The following is a 424-nucleotide window of genomic DNA, read 5'->3' as shown; positions in this document are numbered from 1 at the left end:
CCCCATTTTAAACTACAAGAATTGAACATGCGGGGCTTGATCTACAATGAAAAACTGAGAGATATCGTCCTTAACGCATTTTATCAATGCTTAATCAAACGTAAGCAAGTGCTTAAGGAAGCAGGTCGCGAAAAAGTACAGTTTTCTCCCCATTATATCTTGACGATTGTCGATGATGCCCTTTTATCAGGTCATGGAATCAATGAACTGCTGGCAGAGGATATGAGTGAACTTGGCGTCACAGTCATTTGGTGCAAGGAAGATGCCAACCAGCTACCTGAAACGGTCGTCTCTCTAGTTGAGATACCCAATACGACCAATGGGCAGTTGATTAGTGATCATACGGTTTACTTGGCTAAACCGTTTGTTCCCTATCCTGCCCTACCTGATTTAGCAGTCAGCCTGATAAAACTGGCGAATCTGA

1 protein-coding gene is annotated in these 424 nt (G+C 43.2%); it reads left to right on the top strand.

Going from position 1 to position 424, the window contains the following annotated elements:
- Window positions 1-424: hypothetical protein (locus RU86_RS12220; RefSeq protein WP_179296296.1), on the top strand; the 424-nt coding region annotated here is incomplete at both ends.

It is taken from the genome of Pseudolactococcus piscium (assembly GCF_002441695.1).
Classification (GTDB): Bacteria; Bacillota; Bacilli; order Lactobacillales; family Streptococcaceae; genus Pseudolactococcus; species Pseudolactococcus piscium.
The sequence above is the reverse complement of the archived record's forward strand: the minus strand, read 5'-3'. Positions and strand labels throughout refer to the sequence as shown.